This is a genomic window from Pseudomonas sp. R1-1 (assembly GCF_051132135.1).
In the GTDB taxonomy this organism is placed as follows: domain Bacteria; phylum Pseudomonadota; class Gammaproteobacteria; order Pseudomonadales; family Pseudomonadaceae; genus Aquipseudomonas.
The window spans coordinates 5792911-5811777 of sequence record NZ_CP071663.1 but is presented as its reverse complement, the minus strand read 5'-3'; the positions used below and the strand labels follow the sequence as shown (position 1 = coordinate 5811777).

Below are 18867 nucleotides of genomic sequence, written 5' to 3'. Positions count from 1 at the left end.
CCGTGAATCACCAGGCGCTTGGTCAGATCGCCTTCACCTTCGGCGATGTCGTGCATGGCGCGGCCCATGGTCAGCAGCGGTTGCATCAGCACACGAATCAGCATGCCCAGCAGGGCCAGAATGATCATCACGGCAATGGCCATGGCGATCAACGCTGAGGTGCGGAATTCGCTGAGCATGGCGAACGCGGTGTCTTTGTCGAGCACCAGCGCCACGTACCAGTCAGCCGACGGCACGCCGTTGACGCGGGTGAAGGAGATCAACTGAGTCTTGCCGTCGAATTCGACTTCTTTCAGGCCCGGGCTGACTTTCGGCGCGCCGTTCGGATAAGCCTCGGCGAGGGTCTTGAGCACCAGTTTGCTGTCCGGGTGGATAAGGATTTTGCCTTCGGCACTGACAATGAACGCGTGACCGTGACCGCCGAAGTTCAGCGAGTTGATGATTGCGCTGACGCTGGTCAGATCGATATCTGCGCCGGCGACGCCGAGCATCTGGCCCTGGCGCTGCACCGGCGTGGCGACGGTAATCACCAGTTTGCCTGACGAGGCGGCGATGTACGGTTCGGTGACGATGGTCTGTTGCGCGGAGTTGGCCGCTTTGTACCAGCCGCGGGCGCGCGGGTCGTAATCCGGCGCGCGATTGCCGGCCGGTACCGAGAACATCACGCCGTCCGCGCCGCCGAAATAGCTGAGCTGAAAATTGCCGGTGTAGGCGGGCAGGTCGATGATGCGCTTGAGGCTGGCCGGCGCGTTGCCGTCGACCGCTACTTGCTGGGATAACGACTGCAGCAGCTGGATGCGGCTTTCCAGCCAGGTCTGAATGTTGCTGGTGGTCAGACTGCCCAGTTCCTGCATGGTCGCTTCGGTGCTGCTGCTCAGGGCCTGACGTTGTCGATAGTCGTTGAACAGAATGAAACAGGCGAACGCAACGGCCACCACGAGGGCGGCAGCCAACAAGATCTTGTGGCTGAATTTCAGGTTTCTGGTCATCGAATGAACTACCGAGCAAGGGCTGGTCAGGAAAGGACGGCAATTTGCCATATTCCCTGGCGTTGCGCTGCTCTTATTTCGACCGGCGCGCGCCAAAGATTAGGCGTGCTGGCGGAAATTCGACGAAATGCTCAATAGCCCTACAAAGTGTCTGATTTAACCGATAAATGCCGGACGGGCGGATGAACAAATAGCCATCTTGTCAGGGAACCAGAGGAGGGTTTTCTCTTCTAAGCTTCTGGTTGGCACCATGCCAGCCCCCTTCCGCTCCAGGAGTTACACCATGTCGCTGCGATCTCTCGCCCTTCTGTCCTTTTGCGTGCTGCTGGCCGCATGCAGCAAGGTCAATCAGGAAAACTACTCGAAGCTCTCGGCCGGCATGGCCAAGGCCGAAGTCGAAACCCTGCTGGGCAAACCGACCGATTGCTCGGGTGCGCTCGGTATGTCCAGTTGCACCTGGGGCGACAAGAACAGCTTTATCAGCGTGCAGTACGCCGGTGACAAAGTGCTGATGTTTTCCGGCCAAGGCCTGAAGTAAACCGGGGCGTTGCGCCCACGGAGAAAAAAATGAAGCGGTTATTGTTAGTTCTTTTTGCCGGCCTGGTTTTGGCTGGCTGCGCCACTTCCGGCGTCGACTCGTTGGCACCGAAGACCGTCAACAGCGTCAACCTCAAGCGTTATCAAGGCACCTGGTACGAGTTGGCGCGTCTGCCGATGTACTTCCAGCGCAACTGCGCGCAATCCGAAGCGCATTACACCCTCAAGCCTGACGGCAACGTGGCGGTGCTCAACCGCTGCCTGACGCCGGACTGGCAATGGGAAGAGGCCAAGGGCACGGCTTATCCGCAAGTGCCGGGCAAGACCGACAAGCTGTGGGTCGAGTTCGACAACTGGTTCTCGCGCCTGCTGCCGGGCGTGGCCAAAGGTGAATACTGGGTGTTGTACGTCAGCGACGACTACAAGACCGCCATCGTCGGCGACCCGAGTCGCAAGTACATGTGGCTGCTGTCGCGTACACCGACCGTCAACGGAGTGGTGCGCGAGGACTTGCTGAGCAAGGCGCGTCAGCAAGGGTATGACACCACGCGGCTGATCTGGCGGGCGACGGATCGGCAGATGGCCAAGACTTCGAACTGAAGAACACTGCAAAACTTTGTAGGAGTGAGCCTGCTCGCGATAGCGGTATGTCAGAACATGAATATGTAACTGACACACCGCTATCGCGAGCAGGCTCACTCCTACATGGGGTTTTGTCTCAGCCAAGAAGATCGCGCAGGACTTGAGTGAAGGCTCGGGCGCTGTCTTCTTCCCCGGCATGCCTGCCGCCTCGCACCACCCATTGGCCATTCACCATCACATCTCGCACCTGCCGATCGCCACCGGCGAACAACCAGCGATTCAAAATCCCGTCCCCACTGGCCGTCGCCAGGTAGGGATCGTTGCCATCGAGCACAATCCAGTCGGCCCGCTTGCCGATTTCCAGCGCACCAATCGGCTGCCCCAGTGCCTGCGCTCCGCCGTCCAGCGCGGCGTCGTACAACGTGCGCCCGACCATCGGCTGATCCGCGCCATACAAGCGATTGCGGCGCTGGTCACGCAGACGCTGGCCGTATTCCAGCCAGCGCAATTCCTCCACCACGCTGAGCGACACATGGCTGTCCGAGCCGATGCCCATGCGCCCGCCCTGAGCGAGGAAATCCACCGCCGGGAAAATCCCGTCGCCCAGATTTGCTTCGGTGGTCAGGCAAAGCCCGGCGATGGCGCGACTGTTGGCCATCAGCGTGACTTCTTCCCGGTTGGCGTGGGTCGCGTGGACCAGGCACCAGCGTTGATCGACTTCGACATTTTCATACAGCCATTGCAGCGGCCGACGCCCGCTCCAGTTCAGGCAGTCGTCGACTTCCTTCTGCTGTTCGGCGATGTGGATGTGCACCGGGCACTGTTTGTCGCTGGCGGCGAGAACTTCGCTGATCTGTTGCGGCGTCACCGCGCGCAACGAGTGAAAGCACAACCCCAGCGATTGCGCCTTTTGCTGCGCCAGTAATGGCTGCAGGCGCGATTGCAGATTGAGGTAATTTTCCGTGCTGTTGATAAACCGTCGTTGGCCGTCATTGGGCGTCTGGCCGCCGAAACCGGCGTGACTGTAGAGCACCGGCAGCAGGGTCAGGCCGATGCCGCTGTCGCTGGCGGCCTGGCTGATGCGCAAGGCCAGTTCGGCCGGGTCGGCGTACGGCTGACCGCTGCTGTCGTGGTGTACGTAGTGGAATTCGGCGACCGATGTGTAACCGGCCTTGAGCATTTCGATGTACAGCTGACGGGCGATGACGCCGAGCTGATCCGGGCTGATCTTGCCGACGAGCCGGTACATCAGATCGCGCCAGGTCCAAAAACTGTCGTTCGGGTTGCCGGCCACTTCAGCCAGCCCGGCCATTGCGCGCTGGAAGGCGTGTGAATGCAGATTCGGCATGCCCGGCAGCAATGGGCCGCTCAACCGTTCGGCGCCGTCTGCGCTGGCATCGGCCCGAATTTGGGTCAGCATGCCATCGGCGCTGACCTCAAGACGTACATTATTGGCCCATCCATTAGGCAGCAGTGCGCGTTCGGCAAAGAAGGCGGACATGGTTCTACACCCCATCGTGTGTTATTTGTATATACATATACAGACGTTTGCCTGCCCGGTAAACTCCGGCAAGCTAGCCACTTTCATCCAAGAACAGGGATCCACCGTGCCGACTCCGCCTCCAGTCTCCCCGTTGGCCGCGAACATGGGCGACAGTCCGGCGCCCTTGTACGCCCGCGTCAAACAGATGATCACCCAGCAGATCGACAGCGGTAACTGGCCGCCGCATTACCGCGTGCCGTCCGAGAGCGAACTGGTCAGCCAACTGGGTTTCAGCCGCATGACCATCAACCGCGCCCTGCGCGAGATGACCGCCGACGGCCTGCTGGTGCGCATGCAGGGTGTCGGCACGTTCGTCGCCGAGCCGAAGAGCCAGTCCGCGCTATTTGAAGTGCACAACATCGCCGATGAAATCGCTTCCCGTGGCCACCGCCACACCTGCCAGGTCATCACCCTCGAAGAAGAGGCCGCCGGTTCCGAGCGCGCGCTGGCGCTGGACATGCGCGAAGGGCAGAAGGTGTTCCACTCGCTGATCGTGCATTACGAAAATGACATTCCAGTGCAAATCGAAGACCGCTTCGTCAATGCGCTGGTCGCCCCGGAATACCTCAAGCAGGACTTCACCCTGCAAACCCCCTACGCCTATCTCAACCAGGTCGCACCGCTGACCGAGGGCGAGCACGTGGTCGAGGCGATTCTCGCTGAGCCGTCCGAGTGCAAATTGCTGCAGATCGAAAAGGGCGAGCCGTGCCTGCTGATTCGGCGCCGGACGTGGTCGGGGCGACAGCCGGTGACCGCCGCGCGCTTGATCCATCCGGGTTCCCGTCATCGTCTGGAAGGGCGGTTCCATAAATGAAATACGAACTGAAGGTTCTGCGCGCCGCAGGCTACCCGCGCATGCCATGGAAGAACGGCGGCGGCAGCACCGAAGAAATCACCCGCGACGCCGGCGCCGGTCTCGACGGTTTCGGCTGGCGCCTGTCGATTGCCGATATCGCCGAATCCGGCGGTTTTTCGACGTTCGCCGGTTATCAGCGGGTCATCACCGTGTTGCAGGGTGACGGCATGACCCTGTGCGTCGATGGCGAAGATACCCGGCCGCTGTTACCGCTCGACCCGTTTGCCTTTCATGGCGAAAGTCAGGTGTCGTGCACGCTGCTCGGCGGCGCGATTCGCGATTTCAACCTGATCTACGCACCGCAGCGTTACAGCGCGCGGTTGCAGTGGCTGGAAGGCGAACAACGCTTTTTCAGTTCGGCGTCGACGCTGCTGGTATTCAGCGTCAGTGACGCGCTGCAAGTGCAGATCGGTGACGACGCTTCGCAGTTGGGGCGACATGATTGCCTGCAACTGGACGGTAATGCTGGCCTGATCGAAGTCTCGATAAATGCAGCGTGTTGCGTGATCGAACTGACTGCTCACTAATTCCTTCAATGTTGATCGTTCCCACGCTCTGCGTGGGAATGCATCTCGTGACGCTCTGCGTCACCAGCGAACGCGGAGCGTCCGTGACGGCGTTACCACGCAGAGCGTGGGAACGATCCCGAAACCTGTTTCCTGCACGCACCAACTTGTTACCGAACGCCCCAGCGTGGCGCAAAGCCTCGCTTTCGTGACAATCCCCAACCCTCTCAATCAATGCCCTCGAAATATTTCATGCACGCCAGAACCCTTGATTCAGGAGCTCTCTAGCCGTATCCGTGATTTTTCTTGAACAGCCCTCCAACAAGTTGGCCGCTTGATTGCATATGCTTGTATGTACAAGTAAAGACGTATGCGTATGAGTCGCTCAAGACTCTCCGCAGCGTCCACTGATTCGCTTGTCGCGCATCGAAGCGCGCAGGCTGCTTGCCCATTGCCAGGGTTGGTTTGAATTGATCGCTGAGGAGTCTTTTTCGTGACTGACAATAAGCCTACTAAGGTTCGTAACGTCGAAATCCGTGCATCGCGCGGCAACAAGCTGACCGCCAAGAGCTGGCTGACCGAAGCGCCGCTGCGCATGCTGATGAACAACCTCGACCCGGAAGTCGCCGAGAACCCGAAAGAGCTGGTGGTCTACGGTGGTATCGGTCGCGCGGCGCGCAACTGGGAGTGCTACGACAAGATCGTCGAAAGCCTGACCAACCTGAGTGACGACGAGACCCTGCTGGTGCAATCGGGCAAGCCGGTCGGCGTGTTCAAGACCCACAGCAACGCTCCGCGCGTGCTGATCGCCAACTCCAACCTGGTGCCGCACTGGGCGAGCTGGGAACACTTCAACGAACTCGACGCCAAAGGCTTGGCCATGTACGGCCAGATGACCGCCGGCAGCTGGATCTACATCGGCAGCCAGGGCATTGTTCAGGGCACCTACGAAACTTTCGTCGAAGCCGGTCGCCAGCACTACAACGACAACCTCACCGGCAAGTGGGTGCTGACCGCAGGCCTCGGTGGCATGGGCGGCGCGCAGCCGTTGGCCGCGACACTGGCCGGTGCTTGCTCGCTGAACATCGAATGCCAGCAGGTCAGCATCGATTTCCGCCTGAAAAGCCGTTACGTCGACGAGCAGGCCAAAGACCTCGACGACGCGCTGGCGCGTATCGACAAATACACCAAAGAAGGCAAAGCGATCTCCATCGCTCTGCTGGGTAACGCCGCAGAAATACTCCCGGAGCTGGTCAAGCGCGGCGTGCGCCCGGACATGGTCACCGACCAGACCAGCGCCCACGACCCGCTCAACGGTTACCTGCCGGCCGGCTGGAGCTGGGACGAGTACCGCGCCCGCGCCAAGACCGAACCGGCCGCGGTGATCAAAGCCGCCAAGCAGTCGATGGCCGTGCACGTCAAAGCCATGCTGGAATTCCAGAAACAAGGCATTCCGACCTTCGACTACGGCAACAACATCCGTCAGATGGCCCAGGAAGAAGGCGTCGACAACGCCTTTGATTTCCCGGGCTTCGTGCCGGCCTATATCCGTCCACTGTTCTGCCGTGGCATCGGCCCGTTCCGCTGGGCGGCCTTGTCGGGTGATCCACAGGACATCTACAAAACCGACGCCAAGGTCAAAGAGCTGATCCCCGACGACGCGCACCTGCACAACTGGCTGGACATGGCCCGCGAGCGCATCAGCTTCCAGGGTCTGCCGGCACGTATTTGCTGGGTCGGCCTGGGTCTGCGCGCCAAGCTCGGTCTGGCGTTCAACGAAATGGTCCGCAGCGGCGAGCTGTCGGCGCCAATCGTGATCGGTCGCGACCACCTCGACTCCGGCTCGGTGGCCAGCCCGAACCGCGAAACCGAATCGATGCAGGACGGTTCCGACGCCGTGTCCGACTGGCCACTGCTCAACGCCCTGCTCAATACCGCCAGCGGCGCGACCTGGGTTTCCCTGCACCACGGTGGCGGCGTCGGCATGGGCTTCTCGCAGCACTCGGGCATGGTGATTGTCTGCGACGGCACGGACGAAGCGGCCGAACGCATCGCTCGCGTTCTGCACAACGACCCGGCAACCGGCGTCATGCGTCACGCCGATGCCGGTTACCAGATCGCTATCGATTGCGCCAAAGAGCAGGGCCTGAACCTGCCGATGATCACCGGAAAGTAATGTTGTCCCCTGTAGGAGTGAGCCTGCTCGCGATGAGGCCAGCACATTCAACAAATGTGCTGAATGACACACCGCAATCGCGAGCAGGCTCACTCCTACAGAAGCGAAACAAATAACCACCCAGAACAATCCACAGAGGTTGAATCATGGCTGTCAACACCGATCGTGCAGGCAACAAACCGTTGATCGAGAGGCGTTCGATCGACTACATCCCGGAAGCGGAAAGACACGGTCGTCTGTTCAGCCAGTTCACCCTGTGGATGGGCGCCAATCTGCAGATCACCGCGATCGTCACCGGGGCCCTGGCCGTGGTGCTGGGCGGTGATGTGTTCTGGTCGTTGATCGGCTTGCTGATCGGCCAATTGCTCGGCGGTGGCGTGATGGCGCTGCATGCCGCGCAAGGGCCGAAACTGGGCCTGCCGCAGATGATTTCCAGCCGCGTGCAGTTCGGCGTTTACGGCGCGGCGATTCCGATCGTGCTGGTGTGTCTGATGTACCTGGGTTTCACCGCGACCGGCACCGTGCTCTCCGGGCAAGCGCTGGGGCAGCTGTTTGGCGTCAGCGACAGCGCCGGCATTCTGCTGTTTGCCAGCGTTATCGTGCTGGTGACGGTGCTCGGCTATCGAGTGATTCACTTCATCGGCCGGGTCGCCAGCCTCATCGGCGTGATTGCTTTCGTCTTTCTGTTCTGGCGGCTCATGAGCCAGACCGACGTCGGTGCGCTCCTGCAAATCCGTCACTTCAGCTGGAGCAGTTTCCTGCTCGCGGTGTCGCTGGCCGCGTCCTGGCAGATTGCGTTCGGCCCGTATGTCGCGGATTACTCGCGTTACTTGCCGAGCAACACCTCGGCGGTGAAAACCTTTTTCGCCGCCGGTGCCGGTTCGGTGATTGGCGCGCAGGTGGCGATGATCCTCGGCGTGTTCGCCGCCGCTTCGGCCAACGGCCAGTTCGCCGGGCATGAAGTGGCTTACATCGTCGGTCTCGGCGGCACCGGTGCCACCGCGGCGTTGCTGTATTTCAGCATCGCCTTTGGCAAGGTGACCATCTCCACGCTCAACTCCTACGGCAGCTTCATGTGTATCGCGACGATCATCAGTGGTTTCAAAGGCCACCTGACCGTTACGCGCATGCAGCGCCTGGTGTTTGTGCTGGTGATTGTCGGCGCGGCCACGCTGATCGCGCTGCTCGGTCAGCACTCGTTCCTCGGTGCGTTCAAGTCTTTCATCCTGTTCCTGCTCGCGTTCTTCACACCGTGGAGCGCGATCAATCTGGTCGACTACTACTGCATCACCCGTGAGCGTTACGACGTGCCGGCACTCGCCGATCCGAAGGGACGCTACGGGCGCTGGAACCTGTTGGGGATCAGCGTCTACGTGTTCGGTGTGCTGGTGCAACTGCCGTTCATTTCGACCAAGTTCTATACCGGTCCGCTGGTGGCTGCCCTCGGTGACGTGGATATCTCCTGGATCATCGGTCTGGTGCTGCCTGCCGCCGTCTACTACGTGTGCGCAAAAAAATGGCACAGCGCAGTGCCCGATCAACTGATTCTGCCAGTCGCGCAGAGCAGCCAAGTACAACCCGAAACAAGCGGGGCCGGTCGCGCTGCGGCGCAGGCCTGATCTGGACGTGGACAGGGCTGGATGCCTCTTGAACTGCCGTAAGCCCATTCATGATTAGGAGCGTCATTACAATGAAATCGAACAAGACCCTGCTGACCACATTGCTGTCCATGGGCCTGTTGGCCAGTGCCGGCGCCACCCAGGCTGCCGGCTGGTGCGAATCGGGCAAACCGGTGAAATTCGCCGGCCTGAACTGGGAAAGCGGCATGTTGCTGACCGACGTGCTGCAAGTGGTGCTGGAGAAAGGCTACGACTGCAAGACCGACAGCCTGCCGGGCAATTCCATCACCATGGAAAACGCCTTGAGCAGCAATGACATTCAAGTGTTCGCCGAAGAATGGGTCGGCCGCAGCGAGGTCTGGAACAAGGCCGAGAAGGCCGGCAAGGTGGTCGGCGTCGGCGCGCCGATTGTCGGAGCGATCGAAGGCTGGTACGTGCCGCGCTACGTCATCGAAGGCGACGCCAAGCGCAAACTCGAGCCGAAAGCCCCAGACCTGAAAAACATCGCTGACCTGGGCAAATACGCCGCGGTGTTCAAGGACGCCGAAGAGCCGTCCAAGGGCCGTTTCTACAACTGCCCGGCCGGCTGGACCTGCGAGCTCGATAACAGCGAAATGCTGAAAAGCTACGGCCTGGAAAACAGCTACACCAACTTCCGTCCGGGTACCGGCCCTGCGCTGGATGCGGCGGTGCTGTCGAGCTACAAGCGGGGCGAGCCGATCCTGTTCTACTACTGGTCGCCAACCCCGCTGATGGGCCAGATCGACGCGGTCAAACTCGAAGAGAGAGCCGGCGTCGACAAGAGCGTGAGCATCAAGGTCGGCCTGTCGAAAACCTTCCACGACGAGGCCCCGGAACTGGTCGCCGTGCTGGAAAAGGTCAACCTGCCGATCGACCTGCTGAACCAGAATCTGGGGCGCATGGCCAAGGAACGTATCGAGTCGCCGAAACTGGCGAAAATCTTCCTCAAGGAACATCCTGAAGTCTGGCATGCGTGGGTCAGTGCAGACGCAGCCAGGAAAATCGACGCGGCGCTGTAGGTCGATACCTCCCGGTCAACCGTGAGGCTGGCCGGGAGATATGCCGTAAACGCTTGATTGAGATTGCTGACTGAGAGCCGCTTATGTTTCCCGAGAGCTTTACCTTTTCCATCGCCGACTGGGTTAACGGTTGGGTCGATTCGCTGGTCACCAACTACGGTGATGTGTTCCGCCATATCTCCGACACGCTGTTGTGGGCCATCGTCAACCTCGAAGGCCTGCTGCGCGCAGCGCCATGGTGGCTGATGCTGGCGATCGTTGGCGTGGTCGCCTGGCACGCCACGCGCAAAGTCGTGACCACTGCGGTCATCGTCGGTCTGCTGTTCCTCGTGGGCGCTGTCGGCCTGTGGGACAAGCTCATGCAGACGCTGGCGCTGATGATGGTCGCGACGATCATTTCGGTGCTGATTGGTATCCCGCTGGGGATTCTCTCGGCGCGCAGCAATCGCCTGCGCTCGGTGCTGATGCCGCTGCTCGACATCATGCAGACCATGCCCAGTTTCGTGTACCTGATTCCGGTGCTGATGCTGTTCGGTCTGGGCAAGGTGCCGGCGATTTTCGCCACGGTGATCTACGCCGCGCCGCCGCTGATTCGTCTGACCGATCTGGGCATTCGCCAGGTCGACGGCGAAGTGATGGAAGCGATCAACGCGTTCGGCGCCAACCGCTGGCAGCAACTGTTCGGCGTGCAACTGCCGCTGGCCCTGCCGAGCATCATGGCCGGGATCAACCAGACCACCATGATGGCCCTGTCGATGGTGGTGATCGCCTCGATGATTGGCGCCCGTGGCCTGGGTGAAGATGTGCTGGTAGGGATTCAGACCCTCAACGTCGGACGTGGCCTGGAAGCCGGTCTGGCGATCGTGATTCTCGCAGTGGTCATCGACCGCATTACTCAGGCGTATGGTCGGCCACGGCATGAGGTGAGCAAATGAGCAACGCAACCGTGAGCAAGATCGAAGTCAAAAACGTCTTCAAGATTTTCGGCAACCGCGCCAAGGACGCCCTGGCGATGGTCGGCCAAGGCAAGACCAAGGATCAGGTACTTAACGAAACCGGTTGCGTGGTCGGGGTCAACGACCTGTCGCTGAGCATCGGCACCGGCGAGATCTTCGTGATCATGGGCCTGTCCGGCTCGGGCAAATCCACCCTGGTGCGCCACTTCAACCGCCTGATCGACCCTACCAGCGGGGCGATCCTCGTCGACGGCGTGGACATCCTGCAATACGACATGGACGCGCTGCGCGAATTTCGCCGACACAAGATCAGCATGGTGTTCCAAAGCTTCGGCCTGTTGCCGCACAAAAGCGTGCTCGACAACGTCGCCTACGGCTTGAAAGTGCGCGGCGAGAGCAAGCAGATGTGCACCGAGCGCGCGCTGCACTGGATCAACACCGTGGGCCTCAAAGGCTACGAAAACAAGTACCCGCACCAGCTCTCCGGCGGCATGCGCCAGCGTGTCGGCCTGGCCCGCGCTTTGGCGGCGGACACCGACATCATTCTGATGGACGAAGCCTTCAGTGCACTCGACCCGCTGATCCGCGCCGAAATGCAGGACCAGTTGCTGGAGCTGCAAAAGACCCTGCACAAGACCATCGTCTTCATCACCCACGACCTCGACGAGGCCGTGCGCATCGGCAACCGCATTGCGATTCTCAAGGATGGGAAATTGATTCAGGTCGGTACGCCGAGAGAGATCCTGCATTCGCCGGCGGATGAGTATGTCGACCGGTTCGTGCAGCGGCGGGCGGCAGTAGTCTGATCTGAACAAAGCGTTGCACTGACTGGCCCCATCGCTGGCAAGCCAGCTCCCACAGGGATTGGCTGAACACTGATGACTCTGTGGGAGCTGGCTTGCCAGCGAAGGGGCCGCTGAAGCTGCATCAATATCAAGGTTGAGGTTTTAGATGTCCCAGGCTGAAAAAATCATCATCACCGGCGACCACCTGCGTTGGCAGGACGTGGTCGCCGTGGCCCGTCATGGCGCACAACTGGAGCTGTCGGAGGGCACCTGGGCGCGTATCGACAACGCGCAGGGCATCGTTCAGCGCATCGTCGAAAGCGGCGAGCGGGCCTATGGCGTCAACACCGGTCTGGGCGGACTGTCCAACGTCTCGCTCAAGGACGAACAGCTCAGCCAGCTATCGCGCAACACCTTGCTCAGCCATGCCTGCGGCGTCGGTCCGGTGCTCAGCGACGAACAGACTCGGGCGATCATCTGCGCGGCAATCCATAACTACAGTCACGGCAAATCCGGCATCCACCGCCAAGTGGTCGAAGCGCTGCTGGCGCTACTCAATCGCGGCATCACCCCGCAGGTGCCGTCGCAAGGTTCAGTGGGTTATCTGACGCACATGGCGCACATCGGCATCGCCTTGCTCGGTGTGGGCAATGTCAGCTATCGCGGGCAGATTGTTCCGGCACAACAGGCACTGGCCGCAGAAGGCCTGCAACCGGTGCAGCTCGGCGCCAAGGACGGCTTGTGCCTGGTCAACGGCACGCCGTGCATGACCGGCCTCAGTTGCCTGGCGCTCGCCGACGCAACACGCCTGCTGCAATGGGCCGATGTCATCGGCGCAATGAGTTTCGAAGCCCAGCGTGGCCAGATCGACGCGTTCGACGCCGAGATCATCGCGCTGAAAGCGCACCCGGGCATGCAGCAGGTCGGCAGCAATCTGCGCGCGCTGCTCGCTGGCAGCGAAGTGATCGCCATCAGCAAAGGCATCCGCACCCAGGATGCCTTGAGCATCCGCTCGATTCCGCAGGTGCATGGCGCCGCGCGTGATCAACTGGAGCATGCGATCAGACAGGTCGAGATCGAACTCAACGCCTGCACCGACAACCCGTTGCTGCTCGGCACGCCGGACAACTTCCGGGTCATGTCGCAAGCCAACCCGCACGGGCAATCGGTGGCGATGGCCGCCGACCTGCTGGCGATCGCCATGGCCGAGATCGGCTCGATCGCCGAGCGCCGTCTCGATCGCCTGATCAACCCGCACGTCAGCGGCCTGCCGGCGTTTCTGGTGGCCAATCCGGGCGTCAATTCCGGGATGATGATCGTGCAATACGTCGCCGCCTCGCTGTGCGCGGAAAATCGCCAATTGGCGCAACCGGCAGTGCTCGATAACTACATCACCTCAGGCCTGCAGGAAGACCATCTGAGCATGGGCACCCATGCAGCGCTGAAACTGCATCGCGCCGTGGAAAACTGCACGCAGATCCTCGCCATCGAATACTTGCTGGCGGCCCAGGCGTTTGAATTTCTCAAGGAGCAACGCTTCGGCGCCGGCACCGATATCGCCTGGCGCGTGCTGCGCGAAACGGTCCCGGCCTACGATCAGGACCGCTGGCTGGCGCCAGACATCGCCGCCGCAGCGAGCGTGCTGAAAGACCCGAATCTGCCACACAACGTTTTACCGAATCTGCACTGACACGACCCCTGCCAGCGTGCCAAGGCGCGGCTCTCCAAAAGACGAGCGGCGACGGACAACGGACATTTCCGGAGCGACTGGTCAGTTAATAAGAAACTCTCAAAAGGAGCACAAACATGACTGCGCTGAACCTGATTCCCGGCCAACTGAGCCTGGCCCAACTGCGTGACGTCTACCAGCATTCGGTCAAGCTGAGCCTCGACAACAGCGCCGCCGCGCAGATCGAGGCCAGCGTGGCCTGCGTCGAGCAGATCCTCGCCGAGAATCGCACGGCCTACGGCATCAACACCGGGTTCGGCCTGCTGGCGTCGACGCGCATCGCCAGCGAAGACCTGGAAAACCTGCAACGCTCGCTGGTGCTGTCCCACGCCGCCGGTGTCGGCGAGCCGATCAGCGATGCGCTGGTGCGGCTGGTCATGGTGCTCAAGGTCAACAGCCTGAGCCGCGGTTTTTCGGGCATCCGCCGGGTGGTGATCGATGCGCTGATCGCGCTGATCAATGCCGAGGTCTTTCCGCACATTCCGCTGAAGGGGTCGGTCGGTGCCTCGGGCGATCTGGCGCCGCTGGCGCACATGTCGCTGGTGCTGCTGGGAGAGGGCAAGGCGCGCTACAAGGGTGAGTGGATGCAAGCCACCGAGGCGCTGAAAATCGCCGGTCTGACCCCGCTGACCCTGGCGGCAAAAGAAGGTCTGGCGCTGCTCAACGGCACTCAGGTGTCCACCGCGTTCGCGCTGCGTGGTCTGTTTGAAGGTGAAGACCTGTTCGCCGGTGCACTGGCGCTCGGCGGTCTCAGCGTTGAAGCCGTGCTGGGCTCGCGCTCGCCGTTCGACGCACGCATTCACGCGGCTCGCGGCCAGAAAGGCCAGATTGATGCCGCGGCTGCTTATCGCGATCTGCTCGGTGAGCGCAGCGAAGTCTCCGATTCGCACCAGAACTGCGAGAAGGTCCAGGATCCGTACTCGCTGCGCTGCCAGCCACAGGTCATGGGCGCCTGCCTGACCCAGTTCCGTCAGGCCGCCGAAGTGCTGGCCGTCGAAGCCAATGCGGTGTCGGATAACCCGCTGGTGTTCGCCGCTGAAGGCGATGTGATTTCCGGCGGCAACTTCCACGCCGAACCGGTGGCCATGGCCGCTGACAACATGGCCCTGGCCATCGCTGAAATCGGCTCGCTGAGTGAGCGGCGTATCTCGCTGATGATGGACAAGCACATGTCGCAACTGCCGCCGTTCCTGGTTGCCAATGGCGGCGTGAACTCCGGTTTCATGATCGCGCAGGTGACGGCGGCGGCACTGGCCAGCGAGAACAAGGCGCTGGCCCATCCGCATTCGGTCGATAGCCTGCCGACCTCGGCCAACCAGGAAGACCACGTCTCGATGGCCCCTGCGGCCGGCAAGCGTCTGTGGGAAATGGCCGAGAACACCCGCGGCATCCTTGCGGTGGAATGGCTGGCGGCGGCGCAGGGGCTGGACTTGCGCAACGGCCTGAAGACCTCGCCGAAGCTGGAACAGGCGCGGGCGATTTTGCGTAAGGAAGTGCCGTTTTATGAGAAGGACCGCTTCTTTGCGCCGGACATTAATGCGGCCACTGAATTGCTGGCTTCGCGGTGTCTGACCGAGCTGGTTCCACCGAAGTTGCTGCCTAGCCTTTAACCCCACCACTGATCGTTCCCACGCTCTGCGTGGGAATGCAGCCCGTGACGCTCCGCGTCACTGGACGCAGAGCGTCCCTTGAGGCATTCCCACGCAGAGCGTGGGAACGATCACAATCCAAACGGAGGCCAACAGTGAAAACCCTCTGGCAACACTGCCACGTCGCAACCATGGCCCACGGCGTTTACTCGATCATCGAGGACGCCGCCATCGTCACCTCCGGTGCGCTCATCGAGTGGATCGGCCCGCGTAATCAGTTGCCGTCCGGTGAATACCCGGCGGTCAATGACCTTCAAGGCGCCTGGGTTACGCCCGGGCTGATCGACTGCCACACCCACACCGTGTTCGGCGGCAACCGCAGCGGTGAATTCGAAAAACGTCTGCAAGGTGTCAGCTATGCCGAGATCGCCGCGCAGGGTGGTGGTATCGCCAGCACCGTGCGTGCGACTCGCGATGCTACTGAAGACGAATTGTTTGTCAGCGCCGCCAAGCGCCTGAAAAGCCTGATGCGCGACGGCGTGACCACGGTCGAAATGAAATCCGGCTACGGCCTCGATCTGGCCAACGAACGCAAGATCCTGCGAGTCATCCGTCGTTTGCAGCAAGAACTGCCGATCAGCGTTCGCAGCACCTGCCTGGCCGCGCACGCCTTGCCGCCGGAATACAAGGATCGCGCCGACGATTACATCGATCTGGTCTGCGACGAGATGCTCCCGGCGCTGGCCGCCGAGGGCCTGGTCGATGCGGTCGATGCCTTCTGCGAATACCTGGCGTTCTCGCCGGAGCAGGTCGAGCGCGTGTTCGTCGCCGCGCAAAAACTCGGTTTGCCGGTCAAGCTTCACGCCGAGCAACTGTCATCGCTGCACGGCTCCAGCCTCGCCGCGCGCTATAAAGCGCTGTCTGCCGATCATCTGGAATTCATGGACGAAGCCGACGCCATCGCCATGGCCGAAGCCGACACCGTGGCCGTGTTGCTGCCGGGCGCGTTCTATTTCCTGCGCGAAACCCAGCTGCCGCCGATGGACGCCCTGCGCAAGCACAACGTAAAAATTGCGATTGCCAGCGACCTCAACCCCGGCACCTCACCGGCGCTGTCGTTGCGTCTGATGTTGAACATGGCCTGCACTTGTTTCCGCATGACCCCGGAAGAAGCCCTGGCCGGCGCGACGATCCACGCGGCGCAAGCGCTGGGCATGGCTGCCACCCACGGTTCGCTGGAGGTCGGCAAGGTTGCCGATTTTGTCGCCTGGCAGATCGATCGTCCGGCAGATCTGGCGTATTGGCTCGGCGGCGATCTGGACAAACGCGTCGTGCGTCACGGCGTTGAATCAAATCTGTAGGAGAAGCGGTTGTGGATAAGGTTCTGCATTTCAAACAAGGTCGCGTGCCGCTGCTGATCAGCATGCCGCATGCCGGGGTACGCCTGACGCCTGCGGTCGAGACGGGGCTGATCCCGGCGGCGAGAAGCCTGCCGGACACCGATTGGCACATCCCGCAGCTTTACGATTTCGCTGAAGCGCTGGGTGCCAGTACCCTGGCCGCCGAGTATTCGCGATTCGTCATCGATCTGAATCGTCCATCCGACGACAAGCCAATGTACGCCGGGGCAACCACCGGCCTGTATCCGGCGACGCTGTTCGATGGCATTCCGTTGTTCCAGGAAGGTCTGGAACCATCGAAAGAAGAACGCGCGAGCTATCTGGAGCAGATCTGGACGCCGTATCACCGCAAGCTGCACGAGGAGCTGGCGCGGCTCAAGGCTGAATTCGGCTACGCGCTGCTGTTCGATGCGCACTCGATCCGCTCGATCATCCCGCACCTGTTCGACGGCAAGCTGCCGGACTTCAACCTCGGCACGTTCAATGGCGCGAGCTGCGATGCGCAACTGGCCGCGCAGCTGGAAGCGATCTGCGCGCAACACAGCAACTTCAGCCATGTGCTCAACGGTCGTTTCAAGGGCGGACACATCACCCGCCACTACGGCAACCCGGCCGAACACATCCACGCGGTGCAACTCGAACTGTGCCAGTCCACCTACATGGAAGAGTTCGAACCGTTCCGCTACCGCGCCGACCTGGCCGAGCCGACGCGGGTGGTGCTCAAGGAATTGCTCGAGGGGCTGCTGGCCTGGGGCCAAAGCCATTACGCGAAATAAAGCCTGGCGCCTACCCCTGTAGGAGTGAGCCTGCTCGCGATAGCGTCGGTTCAGTCGCCATTTCAGTGACGGGCACACCGTTATCGCGAGCAGGCTCGCTCCTGCAGGGGACGCGGCTGAAAAATTGCGAGTAACCCGGAGCATGCTCATTGACGTAAATCGGGTTTATGATGCCCAACGGCAGAATAATAGAAGTCCCCTCAGGGATGACCTCGACCCCTTACGGAGCGCGCAATGCAGACTTTGTTTCCGCAGATCAAACCCCACGCCCGGCACGATCTGGCTGTCGATGACACCCATACGCTGTACGTCGATGAAAGCGGCTCGCCGGAAGGTCTGCCGGTGGTGTTCATCCACGGTGGCCCCGGCGCCGGGTGCGACGCGCAGAGCCGCCGCTACTTCGATCCGAACCTGTATCGCATTGTCACCTTCGACCAGCGCGGCTGCGGACGCTCGACGCCCCACGCCAGCCTGGAAAACAACACCACCTGGGATCTGGTCGAAGACCTTGAGCGCATCCGCAAACATTTGGGCATCGACAAATGGGTGCTGTTCGGCGGCTCATGGGGCTCGACCCTGGCGCTGGCGTACGCGCAAACCCACCCGGAGCGTGTCCACGGCTTGATCCTGCGCGGGATCTTTCTCTGCCGTCCGCAGGAAATCGAGTGGTTCTATCAGGCCGGTGCCAGCCGTCTGTTTCCGGATTACTGGCAGGACTACATCGCACCGATCCCGCTGGACGAGCGCGACGATCTGCTCAACGCTTTCCACAAACGCCTGACCGGCAACGACCAGATCGCGCAGATGCACGCGGCCAAGGCGTGGTCGACCTGGGAAGGGCGCACCGCAACGCTGCGGCCCAATCCGCTGGTAGTTGATCGCTTCTCCGAACCGCAGCGCGCGCTGTCGATTGCGCGGATCGAATGCCACTACTTCACCAATAACGCCTTCCTGGAGCCGAACCAGTTGATTCGCGACATGGCCAGGATTGCGCATCTGCCGGGCGTGATCATTCACGGTCGCTACGACGTGATCTGCCCGCTCGACAATGCCTGGGAGCTGCATCAGGCCTGGCCGAACAGCGAACTGCAGGTGATTCGTGATGCCGGCCACGCGGCGTCCGAACCGGGCATCACCGATGCGCTGGTGCGCGCGGCGAGCAAAATGGCTCAGCGTCTGCTCGATCTGCCGCCTGAAGAAGCATGAAGGGGCTGTTGCAGCGCGTGCGCGGCGCGCGGGTCGAGGTCGACGGGGAAGTTGTCGGTGCGATCGATCAAGGCTTGCTGGTGCTGGTCGCGGTAGAACCCGACGACACGCGTGCCAGCGCCGACAAACTTCTGCATAAGCTGCTTAACTATCGGGTATTCAGTGACGCCGAGGGCAAGATGAACCTGTCCCTTGCCGATGTCGGCGGTGGGTTGCTGCTGGTCTCTCAGTTCACCCTCGCGGCGGATACCAAAAGCGGCCTGCGCCCGAGTTTTTCGAGCGCGGCGCCGCCGGCCCTTGGCGAGGAGTTGTTCGACTATCTATTGAGCAAAGCGAAACAGGTGCATGGCACTGTGGCATCAGGTAGATTCGGCGCCGATATGCAGGTGCATCTGGTCAACGATGGCCCGGTGACCTTTTTGTTACAGACCTGAAAATGCTTGAAACACCTTCTTTAGGAAATTTCGGCTGTTTTTCGGGTGTTTTCGCGATAAATACTTTGTTACCCCTGATGCGTTGTCATGCGGGCTACTAGATAATCGCGCGCTACGGGGATCAGCGTTCGTTGGTCCGTTTTG

At 61.3% G+C, this 18867-nt stretch carries 16 protein-coding genes and 1 pseudogene; 15 read left to right on the top strand and 2 right to left on the bottom strand.

All coding sequences use genetic code 11. From position 1 onward, the window contains the following. Positions 1 to 2 precede the first annotated feature (2 nt). Positions 3 to 854 (bottom strand): annotated as a pseudogene (locus J3P75_RS25950) (cache domain-containing protein); the annotation flags it as partial. A 418-nt stretch (positions 855 to 1272) separates the two neighbouring features. Here J3P75_RS25950 and J3P75_RS25945 point away from each other — a divergent pair. Then, positions 1273 to 1527: a lipoprotein gene (locus J3P75_RS25945; RefSeq protein ID WP_034152995.1), complete on the top strand. Its 255-nt coding sequence runs from the start codon at positions 1273 to 1275 to the stop codon at positions 1525 to 1527. A gap of 29 nt (positions 1528 to 1556) precedes the next feature. Then, a complete protein-coding gene (locus J3P75_RS25940) occupies positions 1557 to 2126 on the top strand; it encodes a lipocalin family protein (RefSeq protein WP_090280288.1) in 570 nt (189 codons plus the stop codon). A gap of 118 nt (positions 2127 to 2244) precedes the next feature. Here J3P75_RS25940 and J3P75_RS25935 read toward each other — a convergent pair whose 3' ends face one another. After that, a complete protein-coding gene (locus J3P75_RS25935; RefSeq protein ID WP_434708677.1) occupies positions 2245 to 3609 on the bottom strand; it encodes a formimidoylglutamate deiminase in 1365 nt (454 codons plus the stop codon). Positions 3610 to 3754: 145 nt separating this feature from the next. Between J3P75_RS25935 and hutC the strand changes: the two genes are divergently transcribed. The 13 genes from hutC to dtd all read left to right on the top strand — a co-directional run bounded on the left by hutC (position 3755) and on the right by dtd (position 18723). Beyond that, positions 3755 to 4465: a histidine utilization repressor gene (hutC, locus tag J3P75_RS25930; protein ID WP_162803449.1), complete on the top strand. Its 711-nt coding sequence runs from the start codon at positions 3755 to 3757 to the stop codon at positions 4463 to 4465. After that, a complete protein-coding gene (locus J3P75_RS25925) occupies positions 4462 to 5034 on the top strand; it encodes a HutD/Ves family protein (protein ID WP_434708676.1) in 573 nt (190 codons plus the stop codon). The genes hutC and J3P75_RS25925 overlap by 4 nt, the downstream gene beginning before the upstream one ends. A gap of 472 nt (positions 5035 to 5506) precedes the next feature. Continuing rightward, positions 5507 to 7189: a urocanate hydratase gene (hutU, locus tag J3P75_RS25920; RefSeq protein ID WP_434708675.1), complete on the top strand. Its 1683-nt coding sequence runs from the start codon at positions 5507 to 5509 to the stop codon at positions 7187 to 7189. Between the two features lie 146 nt (positions 7190 to 7335). Next, positions 7336 to 8808, top strand: coding sequence for a purine-cytosine permease family protein (locus J3P75_RS25915; protein ID WP_434708674.1), 1473 nt, complete (start codon positions 7336 to 7338; stop codon positions 8806 to 8808). A 71-nt stretch (positions 8809 to 8879) separates the two neighbouring features. After that, positions 8880 to 9848, top strand: a complete 969-nt coding sequence (locus J3P75_RS25910; protein WP_434593271.1) for an ABC transporter substrate-binding protein — start codon at positions 8880 to 8882, stop codon at positions 9846 to 9848. Between the two features lie 83 nt (positions 9849 to 9931). Beyond that, positions 9932 to 10783 (top strand): ABC transporter permease, encoded by an 852-nt coding sequence (locus J3P75_RS25905; protein ID WP_007949591.1) that lies wholly within the window; start codon positions 9932 to 9934, stop codon positions 10781 to 10783. After that, on the top strand, positions 10780 to 11610 hold the full coding sequence (locus J3P75_RS25900; protein WP_090280309.1) for a quaternary amine ABC transporter ATP-binding protein: 831 nt from the start codon (positions 10780 to 10782) through the stop codon (positions 11608 to 11610). Before J3P75_RS25905 ends, J3P75_RS25900 begins: the two co-directional genes overlap by 4 nt. A gap of 145 nt (positions 11611 to 11755) precedes the next feature. Beyond that, positions 11756 to 13279: a histidine ammonia-lyase gene (gene hutH, locus J3P75_RS25895; RefSeq protein ID WP_434708673.1), complete on the top strand. Its 1524-nt coding sequence runs from the start codon at positions 11756 to 11758 to the stop codon at positions 13277 to 13279. Between the two features lie 116 nt (positions 13280 to 13395). Further along, complete coding sequence (hutH, locus tag J3P75_RS25890) at positions 13396 to 14928, top strand: histidine ammonia-lyase (protein WP_434708672.1); 1533 nt, start codon at positions 13396 to 13398, stop codon at positions 14926 to 14928. A gap of 134 nt (positions 14929 to 15062) precedes the next feature. After that, the gene (gene hutI / locus J3P75_RS25885) at positions 15063 to 16268 is read left to right on the top strand and encodes an imidazolonepropionase (RefSeq protein WP_434708671.1); all 1206 of its coding nucleotides are present in this window, start codon (positions 15063 to 15065) and stop codon (positions 16266 to 16268) included. 11 nt (positions 16269 to 16279) lie between these two features. Then, positions 16280 to 17083, top strand: a complete 804-nt coding sequence (gene hutG, locus J3P75_RS25880) for an N-formylglutamate deformylase (protein ID WP_434708670.1) — start codon at positions 16280 to 16282, stop codon at positions 17081 to 17083. Positions 17084 to 17317: 234 nt separating this feature from the next. After that, positions 17318 to 18289: a prolyl aminopeptidase gene (gene pip, locus J3P75_RS25875; protein WP_203420390.1), complete on the top strand. Its 972-nt coding sequence runs from the start codon at positions 17318 to 17320 to the stop codon at positions 18287 to 18289. Next, positions 18286 to 18723 carry a D-aminoacyl-tRNA deacylase gene (dtd, locus tag J3P75_RS25870; RefSeq protein WP_434708669.1) on the top strand — a complete coding sequence of 146 codons (438 nt, stop codon included), beginning with the start codon at positions 18286 to 18288 and terminating at the stop codon, positions 18721 to 18723. The genes pip and dtd overlap by 4 nt, the downstream gene beginning before the upstream one ends. Positions 18724 to 18867 lie beyond the last annotated feature (144 nt).

What these genes read in the sequence shown, in the direction of transcription:
- pip (WP_203420390.1), top strand. Translation starts at nt 17,318, where the DNA reads ATGCAGACTTTGTTTCCGCAGATCAAACCCCACGCCCGGCACGATCTG.
- J3P75_RS25915 (WP_434708674.1), top strand. Translation starts at nt 7,336, where the DNA reads ATGGCTGTCAACACCGATCGTGCAGGCAACAAACCGTTGATCGAGAGG.
- hutH (WP_434708673.1), top strand. Translation starts at nt 11,756, where the DNA reads ATGTCCCAGGCTGAAAAAATCATCATCACCGGCGACCACCTGCGTTGG.
- dtd (WP_434708669.1), top strand. Translation starts at nt 18,286, where the DNA reads ATGAAGGGGCTGTTGCAGCGCGTGCGCGGCGCGCGGGTCGAGGTCGAC.
- J3P75_RS25935 (WP_434708677.1), bottom strand. Translation starts at nt 3,609, where the DNA reads ATGTCCGCCTTCTTTGCCGAACGCGCACTGCTGCCTAATGGATGGGCC.
- J3P75_RS25940 (WP_090280288.1), top strand. Translation starts at nt 1,557, where the DNA reads ATGAAGCGGTTATTGTTAGTTCTTTTTGCCGGCCTGGTTTTGGCTGGC.
- J3P75_RS25945 (WP_034152995.1), top strand. Translation starts at nt 1,273, where the DNA reads ATGTCGCTGCGATCTCTCGCCCTTCTGTCCTTTTGCGTGCTGCTGGCC.
- J3P75_RS25925 (WP_434708676.1), top strand. Translation starts at nt 4,462, where the DNA reads ATGAAATACGAACTGAAGGTTCTGCGCGCCGCAGGCTACCCGCGCATG.
- J3P75_RS25910 (WP_434593271.1), top strand. Translation starts at nt 8,880, where the DNA reads ATGAAATCGAACAAGACCCTGCTGACCACATTGCTGTCCATGGGCCTG.
- hutC (WP_162803449.1), top strand. Translation starts at nt 3,755, where the DNA reads ATGGGCGACAGTCCGGCGCCCTTGTACGCCCGCGTCAAACAGATGATC.
- J3P75_RS25900 (WP_090280309.1), top strand. Translation starts at nt 10,780, where the DNA reads ATGAGCAACGCAACCGTGAGCAAGATCGAAGTCAAAAACGTCTTCAAG.
- J3P75_RS25905 (WP_007949591.1), top strand. Translation starts at nt 9,932, where the DNA reads ATGTTTCCCGAGAGCTTTACCTTTTCCATCGCCGACTGGGTTAACGGT.
- hutH (WP_434708672.1), top strand. Translation starts at nt 13,396, where the DNA reads ATGACTGCGCTGAACCTGATTCCCGGCCAACTGAGCCTGGCCCAACTG.